The organism is Gordonia sp. BP-119, from assembly GCF_016924115.1.
Taxonomy (GTDB): domain Bacteria; phylum Actinomycetota; class Actinomycetes; order Mycobacteriales; family Mycobacteriaceae; genus Gordonia; species Gordonia hongkongensis.
Genome location: NZ_JAFFZF010000011.1, coordinates 65,383 through 83,210, shown reverse-complemented (window position 1 = coordinate 83,210; position 17,828 = coordinate 65,383). Strand labels below are relative to the sequence as shown.

Annotated in this window: 3 protein-coding genes; all 3 read left to right on the top strand. The window is 71.4% G+C overall.

The window, feature by feature from the left end; all coding sequences use genetic code 11:
• The first annotated feature begins 387 nt into the window (after nucleotides 1-387).
• The 3 genes from JW364_RS09100 to JW364_RS09090 are packed head-to-tail and all read left to right on the top strand — an operon-like array spanning nucleotide 388 to nucleotide 17,698.
• Nucleotides 388-15,324 carry a non-ribosomal peptide synthetase gene (locus tag JW364_RS09100; protein ID WP_205333503.1) on the top strand — a complete coding sequence of 4,979 codons (14,937 nt, stop codon included), beginning with the start codon at nucleotides 388-390 and terminating at the stop codon, nucleotides 15,322-15,324.
• Nucleotides 15,318-15,941 (top strand): low molecular weight phosphotyrosine protein phosphatase, encoded by a 624-nt coding sequence (locus tag JW364_RS09095; protein ID WP_240198862.1) that lies wholly within the window; start codon nucleotides 15,318-15,320, stop codon nucleotides 15,939-15,941. The genes JW364_RS09100 and JW364_RS09095 overlap by 7 nt, the downstream gene beginning before the upstream one ends.
• Nucleotides 15,938-17,698: a DUF4012 domain-containing protein gene (locus JW364_RS09090; protein WP_205333504.1), complete on the top strand. Its 1,761-nt coding sequence runs from the start codon at nucleotides 15,938-15,940 to the stop codon at nucleotides 17,696-17,698. The genes JW364_RS09095 and JW364_RS09090 overlap by 4 nt, the downstream gene beginning before the upstream one ends.
• Nucleotides 17,699-17,828: the final 130 nt, after the last annotated feature.

Below are 17,828 nucleotides of genomic sequence, written 5' to 3'. Positions count from 1 at the left end.
TCAGTAACGGCGTTCCCCCGAGTTGTGAGGCGACAACCCGTCCCATAGGCTCTTGTCATCCGCTCGGCGCGCATCGGTTTCACGCCGAGCGGCCGTTGCGATGACAGTGTCGGGAAATGGCCGTTCGCCCCGGTGACGCGTCGATGATGAGAATCACCACGCGACCGACGGCAACGGATCGGCGTGACAAGAGGACGGCACATGGTGAGTGGTGAGGCAAGGCGTTGAATTCGACGACGCCCGTGTTTCGATCTCGCGGCCGACGCACGCCTTTTTCATGCACGTCGGGGTGTGGCATGGCATTTCTGGGACCGGGGGGATCAGACGGTCGGCCCGCCCCGTGAGCCCCGTTCTCCCCGGCCGCACGCGTAAAGGCCGGGTCGTCGTATGAGCGATTCGTCCAAGCGCGAGTTCGTGGCCCCGTCGGGTCCCTCCGACCCCGACGCCCCGCGTCGTTTCACCCTCAGCGCGGCCCAGCGATCGCTGTGGTTCACCCAGCAGGCGGCGCTCGATGTGCCGATCAACGTCGCCCAGTACGTCGAGATCGACGGTCCCATCGACGCCGAACTCTTCGTGCGGGCGACCAGCACGGTGGTGCAGCGCGCGCAGTTCACTCAGCTCCGGTTCGTCGACACCGAGGACGGGCTGGTCGGCGTGTACGACCCCGGCCTGCACTACTGGGCCGACATCATCGATCTCCGTGACCGGCCGGACCCGCGCGCCGTCGCCGAGGAGATGATGGCGCAGGACTATTCGCGACCCCTCGACCCGCGGGTGGACCGGACCGCACGCGGGTGCCTGTTCCGGCTGTCCGACGACAAGGCGCTGGTCTACAACCGCGGTCATCACCTGCTCTCGGACGGGATGGGCGGCAAGGACCGGATGGTCGAGGCCCTCGCGGCCTATCACGCGGCGGTCACCGGCGAGCCCGCGCCGCCCCAGAAGCCGGTCGACCTGGACCTACCGGCCCGCGCCGACGCCGAGTACCGCCAGTCGAAGCGCTTCGCCACCGACCGCGCGTACTGGCGGGAGAACATGGCGGGCGTGGGGATCGCCGCGACCCTGGCGCACCGCCCGGGGCGTCCCGCAGCCGTCGCCAGACGCGTCGCCGCCGCGGTGCCCGCCGACACGATGGCGCGGTTGCGTGCGGCGGCACAACGCGGTTCGACGATCCTGCCCAACGTTCTCGTCGCGGCCTTCGCGGCCTATCTGGGCCGCGCGGCCGCGCAGGGCGACGAGGTGATCTTCCAGTTCCCGGTCGCCGCGCGCACGACCGCGGCGCTGCGTGCCACCCCGCTCCCGGTCGCCAACATGGTGCCGCTGCGCACCGGGGTCACCGGATCGGGCAGCGTCGCCGACGCGCTCGCGTCCACCCAGGCCGCGCTCATGGGCGCGCTGCGGCACCAGCGCTACCGCGGCGAGGACATCTGGGCCGACCTCGCCGCCGACGAATCCTCCGGGGCGACACCGCGCACGGCGGCTCAGGAACGCTCCGGCCCGATGCTCAACCTGATGCTGTTCGACCGCGAATTCCCCTGCGGCGAAGCCCGAGCCACGTTTCACATCCTGACCGTCGGCCCAGCCGACGACCTGACGATCAACATCTACCCGGTACCCGGCGAGGATCAGGATTCCTCGCTGATGATCGGCGTCGAGGCGAACCCCAACCGATACGACGACGCGGAGGTCGCCGAACACCACGGGCAGTTCCTGTCGATGCTAGACACGTTCGCCGATGCGCTCCTCCGGGCGCCGGACACCCGCGTCGACGACCTGCCGCTGCGTTTCTCCGACACCTCGGCCGGAGAGGCGCGTGAGCTGCCGGCGAACGAGGCGCCGGACGCGGGCACCGTCTGGACGGCCCTCACCGACGTCGCGCTGCGGCACCGGCGTGATCCCGCCGTCGAGATCTCTGGAACATCTTCGGACGCAACGCTGCTGACCTTCGAACAGCTGCACGCGCGGGCTCGCGCTCTCGGCGCCCGGTTGCGCACGCTCGGAGCGCGACCCGGCTCGGCGGTCGGCGTCTTGGTCGGGTCGGACGCGGACCGGGTGCTGTCGTGGTGGGCCGTCGCGGCGACAGGGGCCGCCGTGATCCTGCTCGATCCCGCAGCACCGCACTCGGTGTCGCCGGATGTCCCTGGGGTGTCCGGCGTGCTGGTGATCGCCGACGACGATGCGGACGTGCCGGCCGGCGTCCGCGCGGAGGACGTGCACACGCTGGCCGGACTGACCGGGGTCGCGCCGTCGGCGGAGCCCGCGTCGCCCCGTCCGGAGGACACCGCCTGCTTCGCCGTCGGCGCCGAGGGTGTGGTCGCACTCCCGCAGCGGGCCGTGGCCGCGCTCATCGTTGACGGCCTGTTCGCGCCGGAATCATTCGGCCACAACACATCCGATGCGGGACACGGACAGCTCGCGGTCACGGCGCCGATGGCCTCCTGGGCGGCCCACCTCGAGATCGTCGCCGGTGCCGCCCACGGGTTGCGGCTCGTCGAGCCCGACGCCGCCGGAGTGACGCACCGGATCGTGCCCTCCGGGTTACTTGCCGACGACACGGGGCGCGGCGCCGCGACGACGGTGCTGATCGTCGACGCCGGCGCAGCGCCGGCGCCGGCCGTCCGATACGCCGCCGGCCGGGATGTGCGGACCGCCTACAGCCCTCGGGGCGTGCTGGGTCCCTACACCGCTGCGAACCGTGTCCGTCCCGACCAGCCGATCGGCCGGCCACTCCCGAGCGGACACCCGCGCGACGGCGTCGGCATCGCGATCCTCGACCGCCGTCTACGACCCCTGCCGCCCGGCATCACGGGCGACGTGTACGTCGTGGGAAGCGTTGTGCCACAGCACTTCGCTGGGGAAGGCTCGCGTACGTCGACGACACTCGTCGCCTGTCCGTGGCATCCCGGCCGGCGCATGCTGGTCACCGGCGACCGCGGGCATCTCGAACCGGGGACGGGACTTCTCGTCATCGACCACCGCGCCGGTGAGATCGTCGAGATCGACGGCATCCGAGTCGATCTCGCACTGCTCGAACGTGCCGCCGCGGAGGTCCCCGGTGTTGCGGCCGCGACCGCGACCGTACTCGGCGACGGCGACGGCGACGGGCTCGCGCTCGGACTCGTGCCCGCCCGTTCCGCGTCGTCGGAGGCGACCGAACCCCTTGATCCGCAACGGATTCGGGCGGCGTCTCGGCGCCGGGTCAACGCGGAACTCCCGGCGGTGCTGTGGCTTCGCCGGGTCACGATCCTGGATGCGGTACCGCTCGACGGGTTCGGCGGCGTCGACCGGTCTGCCGCCGCCGGGTTGATCGCCGCGGCGCCCGAAACGCGGGCCGCGCGCCGCCGTCCGTCGACGCCGGTCGAACGCGCCGTTGCCGACGCGGTGACGTCCGTCCTCGGCGTGCCCGAGCCGTCCCTGGACGACGAACTGGTCCAGCTCGGCGCCACGTCACTGGGATTCATGCGACTGGCCACGCACCTCGGTGACACCTTGCAGGTCGTCGTCAGCGTGCGCGATCTCGGTGATGTCACGACCCTCGCCGAACTCGCCGCCGTCCTCGAGGCCTCCGCGCCGCGCCGCGCCGCGCCGGGTGATCCCGCGGGCACCGTCCGCTACCGGCCGACCCGCGCGCAGCAGGAGATCTGGCTGCTCAATCGCGCCGACCGGCAGGCGACCGTTTATCACCTGCCGGTGCATGTCGTTCTCGCCGAGGATATCTCGGCCGAAGTCGTCCGCGCCGCACTCATCGACGTCGCGGCGCGGCACGAGGCGCTGCGGACCGTGTACCCCGACAACGGCGGGGAGCCGGTCGCGGTCGTCCGCGGAGTCGACGAGGCGAGTGTGGCCGCGCCGATGACCGCGGCCACCCTCGACGCGACCGGCATCGACCTCGCCGTCGCGGCCCCCTTCGACCTGACGGTGGACCTGCCGTGGCGTGCGGTCGTCGACGAGACCGGCGAACGGACCGAGCTCGTACTCGTCGCCCACCACATCGCGATCGACGAGTGGTCGCTGCACACCGTCGTCGACGACTTCGCGCATGCACTGCGTGCTCGTCTCGACGGTGCGACTCCGGTGTGGACCGAGGACGCGGTGGCCTTCAGTGCCGCGCTGTCCGCGCGGCCGGCCGCGGTGGATGCGGCGGCCGAGGTCTATTGGGCGAAGACATTGCGGGAGGCCCCTTCTCGCATCGTGCTGCCGGAGCCGGCGCAACCGGTGCCGGCGGGACTCACCTCCGGCCCGGCGACCGTCCTGCGTCGTGACGTCGACCGCGGGGCCCGGGACCGTGCCGCTGCTCGTGCACGCGAGTCCGGGACGACGCTCAACACGATGCTGTGCGTGGCGCTCTCGGCCGTACTGGCCGAGTACTCGGATTCCGACGACTTCGTGCTGTCGGTGCCGGTCTCAGGGCGATTCACCACCGAGGAACTACGCCCGGTCGGCATGTTCGTCGAGACGGTGCCGGTGCGGATCACCGGGGTGCGGCGCAGCAGCGTTGCGGAGGCCCTCGCCCGCGTGGGCGCGGGCCTGACGGCGGCGATCACCCACGCCGACGCGGCACCGACGGGGCTCGCCGATGTCATCTTCGCCTTTCACGCCTCCCGGCCCGACGTCGCCGACCCGGCGGTGTTCGCCGAGGTCCAGACCTTGTCCGCCGGCCAGGCGCGAACCGCGTTGGAAGTAACCGTCTTCGACGAACCGGACGGGTTGTCGGTCGCGCTGACCGTCGCCGAACGCCGGGTCGACACGATGGCTGCCGGCCACCTGCTCGACCGATTCGTCGAGACGGTCGCCGCGCTCGGTGTCGCGACGCACGACTCGGTCGTCGCGGGGTGCATCCCGGTTCCCGCCGACCGGGCGCTCTCCAACCGCAGCCGCCGGACCGCTCCCGTCGACCCGATCGATGCCCTGCGACGCCGTGCGCAGGCGAAGCCGGACGCCGCCGCGGTGATAGACGACGACGCGACTCTGACCTACCGGGATCTGCTCGGTCGCGCCGAGGCCCTCGCGAACACGTTGCGGGAGAACGGGGTACAACCGGGTGACCGAGTCGCGCTGTCGCTGCCCCGGAGCGCCGAGGCCGTGATCGCGATCGTCGCGGTGCTCTTGGCCGACGCGGTGTACGTGCCCATCGAACCCGACGATCCGCCGTCGAGGACGGAGCTGATCGTCGACGCCACCGCTCCCGTCGCGGTCATCGAAGCCGGGCCGGCGGTGCGCGCCGTCGCGACGGGCGAACGTGCACAACCGGTTCCGGGTGGCGCCTACGTGATCCACACCTCCGGCTCCACCGGTGTCCCGAAAGCCGTACTGGTGACCCGCGCGAATCTGGCGGCCATGCTCGGCGCCGCGCTGGACACGATCGCCGCGTCCGACGACGACGTGTGGAGCTGGGTGCACTCCTACGCGTTCGACTTCTCCGTCTGGGAGATCCTGGGGCCGTTGGCCTCCGGTGGTGTGGTCGTCGTGCTGGAGCGCGCCACTGTGCTCGACCCGCGCTTGCTGGCGGCGGCGATCGACCGGTACGGGGTCACCGTCTGCTCGCAGACCCCGACGGCGTTCGGCAACCTCATCGACCCGACGGTGGCGGCCGTCGCCCCGGACGCCGGATCAACCGCGTTGCGCGCCGTCGTCTTCGGTGGCGAACCGTTGTCGCCGGGGCTGTTACGGGAGTGGTCGGCCGCGCATCCGGACGTCCGGCTGGTCAACATGTACGGCATCACCGAGACGACCGTGCACCTCACGGCGGTCGACGTCGACGTCGACGACGCCCGCAGCGACATCGGTGTCCCGCTCGACGGCGTCTCGACGGCGATCCTGGGGCGAGACCTCCGCCCGGTTCCGGTGGGCGCCATCGGCGAACTGTACGTGAGCGGCGATCAGGTCACGCTCGGCTATCACAACGCCCCGGCCACGACCGCCGTGCGATTCGTCGCCGACCCGCGCGGCACCGGCCGCCGGATGTACCGTACCGGCGACCGCGTACGCGAGATCGCCGGCGGCCGCATGGTCTATCTCGGCCGCAGCGACGACCAGGTCCAGATCCGCGGGCATCGCATCGAACTCGGTGAGATCACGTCGGTGCTGCGCGAGCACCCCGGCGTCGGCGACGCGCGCGTGCTCCTCGACCCGGGCAGCCGCCGCGGGGAGGAACGCCTGCTCGCATTCGTCACCGAGGACGGCCTCGCCGACTTCGATGTGCTGGACGCCCTCTCCGCGGAGCAGATCCTCGTGTCCTGTGCGAACAGGCTCCCGGCGCACATGATCCCGACGCGGGTCGCGATCGTCGACGGTTGGCCGATGACCCCGACCGGCAAACTCGACCGCCACCGGCTCACGGAACTGCTGCCCGAGGTGCCGACGGGATCGACCCGAGCACTGACACCGGTCGAGCAGACCGTCGCCGACGCCATGCGTGCCGTGATCGGCACGGATGCCGTGGTCGCCGCGGACACCAACTTCTTCGCGACCGGAGGGACGTCGCTGTCGGCAGCACGACTCGCGGCCACGCTGACGGGCACGGGCGACCATGTCTCCGTCGCCGATGTGTTCGCCCACCCGACGGTGGCCGCGCTCGCCGCGCATATCGAGTCCGGTGCGAGTTCGGGACGGACGATCGCCGACGGCTCCCGGACCGGTCTCGCCGACTTCGCAGCCGCCGACGGGGTGGATCTGCCGCTGACCCCCGAGCAGATGGATCTGTGGCTCCGGTGGCGCACCGAGCCGGACTTCACCGGGTATCTGATGCCGCTCGCCCTCCCCGTCGACGCCGGCCCCGACGAGCTGCGCCGTGCCCTGCTCGAGATCGTGACGCGGCACGACGCGCTGTGCACCGTGTTCCCCTCGGGTCCCGACGGCCCGGTGCAGCGTCGCCGACCCGACTCCCATGTCGCAGGTGAACTGAGAGCGCAACTGGCGCAGACGGTCTCGGTCGCAGACATCGACTCGGTCGACGCCGCGCTGCGTGCGCTGCACACGCCGATCGACCTGGCCGCCGAACTGCCCTGGCGGGTACGGATCTGCGCGGTGGACGGGCAGACCTGGCTTCTCGTCGTCGCGCACCACATCGCGGTCGACGGCGAGTCGTTCGGCATCCTGTCCGCAGAGCTGCGATCCGCGCTGTCCGGGACCCTCCCGGCGCCCGCCGACGTCGACTACCAGGAGTACTCGGCGTGGCGAGCCGGGTCGCTGGCCGCCCGGCGGACCGAGCTCGTCGCGCACTGGGTCTCGGCGTTCGATCGGGCCGTCGAACCGCTGCGCCTGCCCGAACTGAACCCGGCGGCCCCGCATCCGTCCGCGCCGGAACGGGCGGTGGTGCACCGTGCGCACCGGACGCTCGACCGCGCCGAGACCGGAGCACTCGACGAACTGGCGGTGGCCAGACACAGCACGCCGTTCATCGTCGTGCACACCGCGCTCGCGGCGGTGTTGACAAGGCAATCCGACGCCGAGGTGGTCACGATCGGCACCGCTCTGTCCGGGCGGATCGACCCGCGCCTGGTCTCCGTACCGGGGCTGTTCGCCCGTGCCGTACCCCTGCACACCCCGATCGACGCCGACCTGCCGTTCGTCGACCTCCTGGCCTCGGTCACCGCGGTCGACCTCGGCGCGTTCGCGCACGCCGACCTCCCGCTCACCGAGATCACCGAGATCGCCGATCCCGGTCGGGTCAAGGCGGGCACCCCGCTGTTCGAGGTCTCCCTCGGCGCCGTCCCGGACGAGCTGGTGGCGGCGAGTCCGGTTGCGGCAGCGGGTGTCCCGTCGGATGCGAGTCCCTTCGGGGGAGTGCCGCTGTTCGGTGTGGACGTGTCGATGTACCGCCGGGACGGTGCGCTGCATCTGATGATGACGTGCACGGATACGGTGGCGAGCGCGGCGAGACTGGACGCGCTGTGCGACCTCGTCGTCGAGACGATCCGGCGCGGGGTGCGCGAACCGAACCGGACGGTCGCGGCGCTGCTCGCCCCGTCGGACTCGACGTCGGTCCCAGAAACCGCGCCGGAGAACCGGAGTCGCGAGTTCGAGACGCTTGACGAGCTGCTGACCGGTGGGCTCGGCCACGACCCGGATGCGATCGCGGTCGTCGACCGACGCCATCCGATTCCCGGGCCGGGTGTCTCGCTCACCGATTCCGACCTCGACCGGCTCGCGACGTTCACGGCGCGCACGCTCATCGACGCGGGCATCGGTCCGGGGGACGTGGTGGTCGCGCTGCTGCCGCGCTCGGTATTCGGCGTGCTCGCCACGATCGCGGTCGCACGCGCGGGAGCGGCCTTCGTGAATGTTGATCCGGCCGACCCCGCGGGGCGCCGGCAGATGATCATCGAGCGGTGCCGACCGCGTGCCGTTGTCACCCTCGCGGCGACCGCGGAGTCCGTGACCGGCGGCATCCCGGTGCTCGCCCTCGACGACTTGCTTGCGCGCCATGCCGATTCGAGTGCGAATACGCCGGATTCGCCGCCGTTCGACGCCGCCGAGCGGGTGCGCCCGCTGTCGGTGGACGACGTCGCCTACATCACGTTCACCTCGGGGACGACCGGACTGCCCAAGGGTGTCCAGGTGACCCATCGGGGCCTCACGGACTGGGCGCACGACACCGTGGCCCGATTGCGGCTCGGCTCGTCGGACGCGGTGTTGCACACGTATGCAACCGGATTCGACGCACACCTGATGGGGCTCGTGCCCCCGCGGGTTGCCGGGGCCACGATCGTCGTGTGCCCGCCCGATGTCATCGCCGCGGACGAGCTCGCCGAGTTCGTCGATGCCGAACGGGTCAGCGTCCTGCTGACCACCCCGTCGGTGCTCGCGACCCTGCGTCCGGACGAACTCCCCGGTGTTCGTCACGTGGCGGTCGGCGGTGAACCCCTCGGCGCCGGGCTGGTCCGGGAGTGGACGGCCGGCCACACGCTGAGCAACGAGTACGGCCCGACCGAGGCCACCGTCGCGGTCAGCAGTGCGCGGTACACCGCAACTCCGAGCGGGCCCGTTCACATCGGCGCTCCGCTGCCGGGTGTGGGGGTGTATGTGCTCGACGGTGCGCTGCGACCGGTGCCCGACCACACGGTCGGCGAACTGTATCTTTCCGGGAACTGCCTTGCTCGTGGGTATCTCGACGACCCGGCGACGACGGCCGGGGCGTTCGTCCCCGATCCGTTCAGCGCCGACCCGTTTCTCGCCGGCGGGCGGATGTACCGGACCGGTGACCTCGTCCACCGTCGTCCCGACGGCACGTTCGTGATCCACGGTCGCACCGACGATCAGGTGAAGATCCGCGGCGTGCGGTTGGAGCCGGGTGAGGTCGATGCGGCGCTGTCGGGGCTGCCCGGCGTGGCGACCTCGGTGACCGCGACGCGGACCACCCCGGCGGGCGAGAAGATCCTCGTGTCGTGGGTCGTGGTCGACGGAGACGATGCGGAAGTGGCCGACCTGCCTCGTCAGCTCGCGCACCTGTTGCCGCGCAGCATGATCCCGAGTGCGATCGTCGGTGTCCCGGCGTTGCCGTTCGGACGCAACGGGAAGATCGATGTGGCGGCGCTGCCCGATCCCGATTTCGCCGGTGCGGCAGCGGGTTCGGATGTTCGCCCCGGGCGGCCGCCGTCGGGGGCCACCGAGGAACTGGTGACCGCGGTGTGGGCGGAGGTCCTCGACCGTCCCGTTCAGTCGCTGGACGCCGATTCCGATTTCTTCACCGAGGGTGGTACCTCGCTGTCGGCCACGCAGGTGACGTCGAGGCTGACGGCGGCGACCGGTGCGGACATCGGGGTCCGCGAGATCTTCGAAGCACGCACGGTCGCGGGAGTCGCGCGACGTGTCGACGAACTGCTGGCCGGGCCGGGTGATACCGGCGCCGGAAGCGGAGTGGAGTCCGGCGCGGCACCCACCCGACTCCCGGTGCCGGAGTTCCTGCCGCTCGCATATCCGCAGCGCCGCATGTGGATTCACCATCAGTTCGATCCGCGTTCGACGGCCTACCATGTTCCGCTCGTGTTGCGGATGAGTGGCCGTGTCGACCTCGCCCGCCTGCGGAAGGCGGTCGACGAGGTGGTCGCGGCTCATGCCGTCCTCCGGACGGTCCACCCGGATTCGCCGTCGGGTCCACGGCAGCGCCGGATCGAGCACCGGAGTCCGGTGCTACGGCATCACCTCGTCGACGCCGCGGCGGGTCCCGAGGGTCTCCGTCGTGACGTCGAGGACTTCCTGCGACGGCCGTTCGATCTGGAGTCCGAGACCGGGTTCCGGGCCGCGGTCTTCGAGCTCGACTCGGCGGAGGATCCGCACACCCATCTGGCGGTGGTCCTGCATCACGTCGCGATCGACGGGTGGTCGATCCGGGTGCTGCTCACGGACCTGCTCCGTGCCTACGACGGCCAGCGGCTGTCGGTCCCCGCCGACGAGGCGTTCACCTATGCCGACTTCACGCAGTGGCAGATCGCCCGTCTCGGCGACCCGTCCGATCCGCGCAGCAGGTACGCACGGCAACTGCGTTTCTGGACGTCGACGCTCGCCGATGCCCCCGGCCCGCTCCGGTTGCCGGGCATCGCGGACACCGGCGGGCGGCCGCGCGACGCTGCCGCCGGGCGGTTGTCGGCGTCGATCGTCGGCACGGATTCACTGCACCAGACCGCGAAAGCGATGTCGGCGAGTGTGTTCCAGGTGGCGCACGCCGCGCTCGCGACGGTGTTGGGCCGGTGGACCGGTGAGTGGGACCTGCTGATCGGCGTACCGGTGCACGGCCGGCACGCGCCGGAGTGGGAGTCGGTGGTCGGCATGTTCGTCAACACCGTGGCCCTGCGGACACGGCTGCATCCGGGGCTCCCGATCCGCGAGGCCGTCGTGCGGGCTCGCGATGCCGCCCTGGCCGCCCAACCGCACAGTGAGGTCCCCTATGAGGACGTCGCCCGTATGGTCCGTCCCGACGGCCGGGAGGCCGGGGACCCGCTGATCTCGGTACTGCTGGTCAACCAGGACGTCGTGCCCCAGTCCTCCGGCGAGGTGGTGCTGGGCGGAGCGTCGGCGGGTGGCCCGGGTCCCGAGGCGGATGCCGTGATCGCCAGGCTGGTCCCGGAGTACACCGAGACCGTGGACGCCAAGTTCGACGTCGAGGTCGTTCTCGCCGAACGCGATGACGAGTTGCACATCACGGTGGTGCACTCCGCCGCCGTCCCGACCGTGGTCGCGCAGGCGCTTCTCGACGACTTCCGCAGATCGGTCGTCGCGGCGGCAACCGATGCCGATCAGCCGTTCCCGGAGGTCGACGGACCGGACGTCGACGTCATTGCGGCCGAACGAGTATCGGGCACCGCGGTGGCGCCGGCTGGTGCCGGGGCGTCGTCGCATGCGGTGTCCTGGGCTCCACTCGTCGCGTCGATCGCCGACGCGATGGCCGAGGTGCTGGAGGTCTCACCGGGTTCGGTAGGGGACACCGACGACTTCTTCACGATGGGCGGTACCTCGCTCTCGGCCACACGGGTGACCTCCGCGCTGGGGCGCCGGCTCGGCGTCCGCGTGCCCACCCGGTTGCTCTTCGAGAACCCCACCCCGGTCGCGCTCGCACGGGCGGTGACCGAACTCCCCGCGGAGGGGACGGATGCGGGAGGCGGTTCGCCGACCGGCGCGTCGGAGGCCGACCTCGGCGACCTCCCACTCGCCCCGACGCAGCGCCGGATGTGGGTGGCCGCGCAGATGCTCGGAGCGGTGCCGATCTACGCCGTGCCCGCGGTGGTGCCCGTGCCGCCCGGAACCGACGAGTCTGCGGTCATCGGCGCGGTCGAGGCCCTCGTCGACCGCCATCCCGCGCTCCGTACCCGCTACCTCGCGACGCCTGACGGTCCCCGGCAGCGTGTTCTCGACGCCTGGCGCCCGTCCCTGCGGCGGGTGGGTGCGGCCGAGCTCACGACGCCCGCGGGGATCGGGATGCTCGGGGAGGCCTTCGATCTCACCGGTGAGCCACCGGTCCGGGTGTGGCTGGTCACCGGCGACGATCAGGTGACCCCGGTGGCGGTCGTGGTGATCGCGCACCACATCACCATGGACGGTGAATCCGCCGGCATCGTGCAGCGTGAGCTCGCGTCGCTGCTGGCGGGTCACGACCTCGGCCCGGCGCCGACGGGTTTCGCGGCGGTCGCCCGGCAGATGGCGGCCGACGACGAGCGATCCCGGGTTGCCCTGGTGGACTTCTGGCGGCGCGCGCTCGAGGGGCACAGCGGCGAGCTCGACCTCGCCCAGCGCCGCCCCGTTGTTCGGGACCTGCGGACCTCGACGACCGAGTATCTGCTGGAAGATGCGGTCGGACAGGCGATTCCGGCGGCCGCGCGCCGGGCGTCGGCGAGCGAGTTCCACATCCTGCACGCGGCGCTGGTGCTGGCCCTCGCGGTGCAGTCGGGGTCCGATGACATCGCGCTGGCCACGCCCGCCTCGATGCGCCGCGACTCCGACACCGCCGGCACGGTCGGCATGCTCATCTCCACCGTCGTGTTACGCACCCGGATTCGCCCCGGCATGACCGTCGGCGAGCTGATCACGGCGGTCCGCGACGACGACCTGGCGGCGCTCGATCATGCTGCGATCGCCTTCGACGATGTGGTCGCCCTGATCGATCCGCCGCGCGTCCCCGGGCGGCATCCGCTGGTACAGGTGGCGTTCTCGATGGCCGATCCGGAGATGCCCGGGCCCGACCCGGCAGACACCGGCGCGTCGACGTGGATGTCGCCGCGCAGCGAGTTCGACATCCACGTCGAGGCGGTGCCCGACGCCGGCGGCTGGCGGTTGCGCGTCCACCACGGCCGGGAACTGTTCGACGAGGGCACGATCCGCGCTCTCGGCGAGCGAGTGGTCGCCGCGGTCGCCGCCGTCGTGGGGGAGCCGTCACGTCGTCTCGCGGCCATCGAGCCGCTGACCGGCGCCGAACGACGCTTCGTCGCCGACCGAGCGCGGGCGTCATCGACCACGGGGGCCGAACCGCTGCTGGCCGAGCTGTTCACGTCGGCTGTCGAGGCGTACGGCGACCGTCTCGGCATCGCCGACGAGCACCGGTCCCTGACCTACCGCGAATTCGACGGGTGGGTCTCGGTGACCGCCCGCGCGATGCGACGTCGAGGGCTCGGTGCCGGTGACGCGGTGGCCGTCGTGGTGCCGCGGTCGATCGAGTCGGTCGTCGCGATCTGGGCGGTGAGCCGGATCGGCGCGGTGTGCGTACCGGTCGACGTCACCTACCCGACGGCCCGGATCGACCACGTGGTCGCCGGCGCGTCCGCGAGTGTGATCACGCCTGCCGACATCCCCGCCCAACCGACGGAACCGGTTGTGTCCGAACCGGTCACATCGGTGTCGCGCGACGCGCTGGCCTACGTCATCACCACGTCGGGTACCACCGGGACCCCGAACATCGTCGGGGTCACCCATCGCGGTGTACACCGCGTGGCCTCGCTCGGCGACGTCGAACCAGACGACCGCGTCGGGATGGCCATCAGTCCGGGATTCGACGCCACGTTCCACGACATGCTGTTGCCACTCGCCGCCGGCGCCACCCTGGTGGTGGTCCCGGCCGGGATCACCGGCGGGGACGACCTCACCCGGTTCCTCGACCGCACCGGGGTCAGCGTCTTCACGGCGACGCCTTCGGTCGTCCGCACACTGCGACCGGCGGCGATCGGTGCGCTGCGCCTGGTGTACATCGGCGGCGAGGCGCTCTCGGCCGATCTGGCCGCGATGTGGTCGGAGCACGCCCAGGTCCTCAACATCTACGGCCCCACCGAGACGACGGTGACCGTGTCCACCAGTGCGTTCCGGCGCGGCGACCCGATCCGGCTGGGGCATCCGCGCCCGGGCATCGGCGCCGAGGTGCTCGACGCCCAGCTGCGCCACGTCCCGCCGGGTGTCGTCGGCGAGTTGTACATCGGCGGAACCGGGGTCGCCCGTGGCTATCTCGGTGACCCGGCGCTCACCGCTGCGACGTTCGTCGCCGGCGCCGACGGCGTGCGCCGCTACCGCACCGGGGACCTGGTGCGGTGGGATCGCGACACCGGCGAGCTGGTCTACGTCGGCCGGGCGGACCGCCAGGTCAAGATCCGGGGCCAGCGAGTGGAACCCGCCGAGATCGACGCGGTGATCGTGCGGGCGGGCGCCGAGCGCTCGGTGACCGTCCTGCGACCGGGTCCGGTCGGACCCGCCCTCGTCTCCTATGTGGTGGCACCGTCGGTGCCGGTCGCCGAGCTCCGGGCCGCGTGCCGGTCGTCGCTGCCGCGGCACATGGTGCCGAGCCGGATCGTCGTGCTCGACGACCTGCCGCTCAGCGGCGCGGGCAAGATCGACGTACGCCGACTGCCCGAACCGGCCTGGTCGGAGTCCACGCGCGAACCGGGAACCGCCACCGAGGCAGCGGTTCTCGACGCCTTCCGGACCGTGCTGGGCGATGCGGCAGCCGGTCCGTACGCGGGCGCGGACGGTGCCGGGACACCCATCGGCATGGACGACGACTTCTTCGCCGCCGGTGGGCATTCGCTCGCCCTGCTGCAGTTGCGGGACGAACTGGCCCGCCGGACGGGCCGGGTCGTCGACTCGGCGGAACTCTTCGGTCATCGCACCCCGGCCGAGATCGCCCGGCTGCTCGACGACCCCGAAGGCGGCGACAGCGGCCGACGCGTCGTGCCGCTGTCGCCCGGCACCGGCCGACGACCCGAGGTCTGGTGTGTGCACACCGCGACCGGGATGGTCGAACCGTTCCGGGCGCTGGGCGAGTCCCTGCCGTCGGCGTCGGTGTTCGGCCTGCAACTGCCCGAACTCGTACTCGCCGAACGGGATCTGCCGACGACCATCGAGGGCATCGCGGCACTGCACGTCGAGGCCATCCGGGCGACCCAGCCGCAGGGACCGTACCGGGTCGTCGGCTGGTCCGTCGGCGGTGTCGTCGCCCACGAGATCGCACGCCGGCTCGTCGAACTCGGCGAAGAGGTCGCGCTGCTGGTGCTGCTCGACGCGCGGACGCCGGCCGAACTGGCCATGGTGGACGACGCGGAGCTGCGAGCCGCCGATCACCCCCTGCGTGCCCTGGCCGAGCAGCACGATCCCGACGCACTGCGGCGCTTCGAGGACCGGACGAGGGGCCTGGCCGCGGCGGCGCGCTCCTACGACCTGCGTCCGGTGGCCGCCGGTAAGGTGCTCTACGTTGCGGCGCAGGACAACCCGGACCCGGACGCCTGGAGGCGTGCGGTCGATCCGGCCGGACGGGCGGTCGTCGACGTGCTGCACGCCGGCACGACGCACGCAGAGCTGGGGCATCCGGACGTATTGGCGCGGGTGGCCCGCAGAATCGAGGAGGAATGGTGACCGGATCCGAAGCGGCGACGCCGCAGATGTCGATCCTGTTCGTGTGCACGGGCAACATCTGTCGTTCACCGATCGGCGAACGCGTGCTGACCGGCCTCGCCGGCCGGGCGGGTGTCCCCGTGACGTCGTCGAGCGCCGGTGTCGGAGCGCTCAACGGGCAGCCCATCCATCCGCACGCCTCCGCCGTCCTGGTCGAGAACGGTTACGACGCATCGGGGTTCGAGTCCCGGTATCTGCGTCCGCCGATGCTCACCGAGGCCGACCTCGTGCTGTGCATGAGCCGCGAACACCGTGCCGCCGCGCAGCAGATGGCCCCGGCACGCTGGAAGCGGGTGTTCACGCTGACCGAGTTCGCCGCGCTCTGCGACCTCGGCGCGCTGCCGGAGATCATCGCCGGGCGTGGACGCCTTGATCCGAACTCGGACCTGCTGGACATCGTCGACCCGATGGGCCGTCCGCGCGAGGACTTCGACCGGGTCTTCGCCGAGGTCGAACCGAAGGTCGAGGCGTTGGTCACGTGGCTGGCGGCGCCGGGAGCGAAGCGAGCGGGCCAATCGTCCGCCGAGCAGGCCTCCGCCACTCGAGCGGGCCGGCACGCGACGGGGGAGAGCCGATGATCCGGCGGCTGGCGGGCAACCGCGTCGTCCAGGTCGTCGCGGTGGTGCTGCTGCTCGTCGCCGCCGCGCTGATCTGGCTGGCGTACGCGGCATTCCAGGTCCGCGACGACCTGGAATCGGTGCGCGCGGATGCGAGCAGCGCCCGGGCGTTGATGCTCGACGGCGATCAGGCCGGCGCCCGTCAGGCGGCCGAGGCGGCGTCGGTGCGGGCCGAGGACGCCCAGGATCGTGCGAACGGCTTCCTGTGGTCGGCGGCTGCGGCGGTGCCGGTCGTCGGATCGCCGCTGAAGTCGGTGCAGCAGATGAGCGATGCTGTCGCGGCGCTCTCGGCCGACGTGCTGGTGCCGGCTGCCGACCTCGCCACCGTGCTCGACCCGAATCGCCTGCGCTCGGGCAACACCGTGAACCTGGCACTGCTGCGGGACGCGCAACCGGCGCTGAAGTCGGTCGCGGAGGAGTCGGCGGCGGTGGCCGCCCAGGTCTCGGCGATCGAACCGAGTTGGCTGGGCGTCGTGGCCGATGCCCGGGATCAGCTCGCCGAGCAGGTCGAGGCTGCCGACTCGACGGTGCAGGCGACGAGCATCGCGGCCGAACTCGTCCCGTCGATGCTCGGTGCCGACGGTCCGCGCAACTACTTCATGGCGTTCCAGACACCGTCCGAGGCACGTGGCACCGGCGGCCTCGTCGGCGGTTTCGCGGTACTGAACGCCACCGGGGGCCGGGTGACCATCCCTGAGCTCGGTGCGAATTCGGAGTTCCGCGACCCGGCCACCCCGCAGATCAACCTCGGCCCCGAGTACGACGCGATCTACTCCTACTACCGCCCCTACACCGACTTCCGGAACGGCAACCTCAGCGCCCATTTCCCTGACGCCGCGCAGATCTGGCTGGCGAACTGGCGCGCCCAGACCGGCCGCCAGCTCGACGGGGCGATCGCGCTGGATCCGATCGCGCTGAAGTATGTCCTCGAGGTAGTCGGCCCGGTGTCGGTGGGACGGGAGAAGATCACCGCCGACAATGTCGTGCCGATCACGCTGTCGACGGCATACCAGCGCTTCGCCGACGACAACGCCGCGCGAAAGGACTACTTGCAGGCCATCTCCCAGGCCGTGGTGAACAAACTCGTCACGTCCGGCGGCAGCACGCGGGATCTGCTCGAGGCGCTCGGCCGTGGCGTGCACGAGCGGCGGATCATGGTGTACAGCACCGATGCCGAGGATCAGAAGATCCTCGAGTCGACGAAGCTGGGTCACCAGATCTCCGACACGTCGTCGCCCTATCTGCAGGTGGCCATCGGCAATGCGTCCGGAACGAAGCTGGACTATTACCTGCGGCGCGAGATCAGCTACACCTCAGGCGGGTGCGAGGGTGACACCAGAGAGTCGACGATCACGGTGAAGCTCACCAACACCCTCGACACCACGGACACCACCGACTACGTCGCCGGCAACCTCGGGACCGAACTGTCGGTGAAGAAGGGCACCAACCTCGCCAACGTCGAGTTCCTGGCGACGAAGGGCGCGGTCCTCAAGGAGATGACCCTCGGCGAGGGCGGGGCCTTCTACGTCGAGCAGGCCCTGCACGGTCGGCCGTACTACTCGACCCGCGTGGGCATCGCACCGGGCGAGACCGCCACCATCGTGCTGAAGATCGACGAGCCGACCTCGGCACACGGGGACGCCGAGGTCCCGATCCAGCCGCTCGTCGACGACCCGACCGTCACCGTCGACGTCCCGGCGTGTGGGCCGGAGAACTGAGCACCCGGAGCTTGCGGAGGGCGCGTCAGCCCCTGCTCCCTGAGGAGCGTCCGGAGCGTGCGGAGGGCGCGGCCAATCCCGCTCCCTGAGGAGCGTCCGGAGCGTGCGGAGGGAGCGGAGGGGGACGCTC